Origin of the sequence: Streptomyces sichuanensis (assembly GCF_020328095.1) — a bacterium.
GTDB classification, from domain to species: Bacteria; Actinomycetota; Actinomycetes; order Streptomycetales; family Streptomycetaceae; genus Streptomyces; species Streptomyces cinnamoneus.
Map to the genome: position 1 here is coordinate 1 of NZ_JAIXMK010000264.1, position 1273 is coordinate 1273.

The following is a 1273-nucleotide window of genomic DNA, read 5'->3' on the forward strand; positions in this document are numbered from 1 at the left end:
CTGCTCGCCGTCGGATCGGTCGTCTACGGCCTGCACCACCCGCCCCCGCTGAAGGCGGACGAGGCCCCCGACTTCAACCCCGTGTTCTTCACGCTCGACCTGCTGCTGCCGGTGATCTCCTTCGGCCAGGAAGGCGCGTTCGCCCCGCAGGGCTGGTACCAGACGCTCTCCTACGCCCTCATCGTCGCCGGCTGGGTGCTGGCCACGACGGTCTTCGCCGGCGTGACCCGGACCACCAGCCGCGGAGCGAACCCCGGAGGAAGTCCGTGACCGACGCCGGGTCGTGAACGGAGCCGCATCAACCGGCTCGGTGAATACCCCACAAAGACGGTGCGCAGGATGTCGGGTGGCGGGGACCGGTGCCGCCGCACGATGGAGGCATGGATGACACGACCTTGGTATCCCGCTTCCTCCGCGACGGTTTCGTGAAGTTGGAGGGCGCCGTCGCGCCCCGCGTGGCGGCTGACTGCGCGCGACTGCTGTGGCGAGAGACGGGCTGTGACCCGGACGATCCAGCGACGTGGACGCAGCCCGTGCACTGGGTGGCGGGCATGGCGCAGGGGCCGTTCGCCGCCGCACCCAACTCCCCGTCCCTGCACCGCGCCTACGACCTGCTCGTCGGCGCGGGACGCTGGGAGCCCCGCTACTCGCTGGGCACGTTCCCCCTGCGCTTCCCTCACGAGGAGGAGCCGGACGACGCGGGCTGGCATGTCGAGGGGAGCTATCTGCCGGAGGGCGAGAGCTGGTACTTCACGAATCTGCGCTCCCGAGGACGGGCGCTGCTGATGCTGTTCCTGTTCAGCGAGGTCGGTGAGGAGGACGCCCCGACACGGATCCGCGTCGGCTCACACCTCGACGTGCCGAAGGTGCTGGAGACATACGGGGAGGACGGGGCGAGCGGGCTGACCCTCGCGCCCGACCTGGTCGCGGCGTCCGGCCACCGGCCGCTCGCGCTCGCCACCGGGTCGCCCGGCGACGTCTTCCTGTGTCATCCGTTCCTGGTGCACGCGGCACAACCGCACCATGGGGCGCGACCGCGCTTGATGGCCCAGCCGCCGCTGATGCCGGCAGCGCCGTACGAACTGGAGCGGGCCGACGGCGCGTACTCACCCGTGGAGATCGCGATCCGTCGGGGTCTGGGACAGGACGTCCCGGTCACCGACCTTCGCTGAGGGACGCGGAAGGCCCCGCAAGGAACCCGGGAAGCCGGGGGTTCACGTGCGGGGACGCGCTCACCGGGAGGGGGGGCCGTCAGACCTGGGTCAGGGTGAAC

Annotated in this window: 1 protein-coding gene and 1 pseudogene; both read left to right on the forward strand. The window is 71.1% G+C overall.

Going from position 1 to position 1273, the window contains the following annotated elements; translation table 11 throughout:
• Positions 1-270 (forward strand): annotated as a pseudogene (locus LE181_RS31840) (membrane-associated oxidoreductase); the annotation flags it as partial.
• 110 nt (positions 271-380) lie between these two features.
• The gene (locus tag LE181_RS31845) at positions 381-1172 is read left to right on the forward strand and encodes a phytanoyl-CoA dioxygenase family protein (protein WP_225665098.1); all 792 of its coding nucleotides are present in this window, start codon (positions 381-383) and stop codon (positions 1170-1172) included.
• Positions 1173-1273: the final 101 nt, after the last annotated feature.

Coding starts and splice junctions, on each gene's coding strand:
- LE181_RS31845 (WP_225665098.1), top strand. CDS start 381: ATGGATGACACGACCTTGGTATCCCGCTTCCTCCGCGACGGTTTCGTG.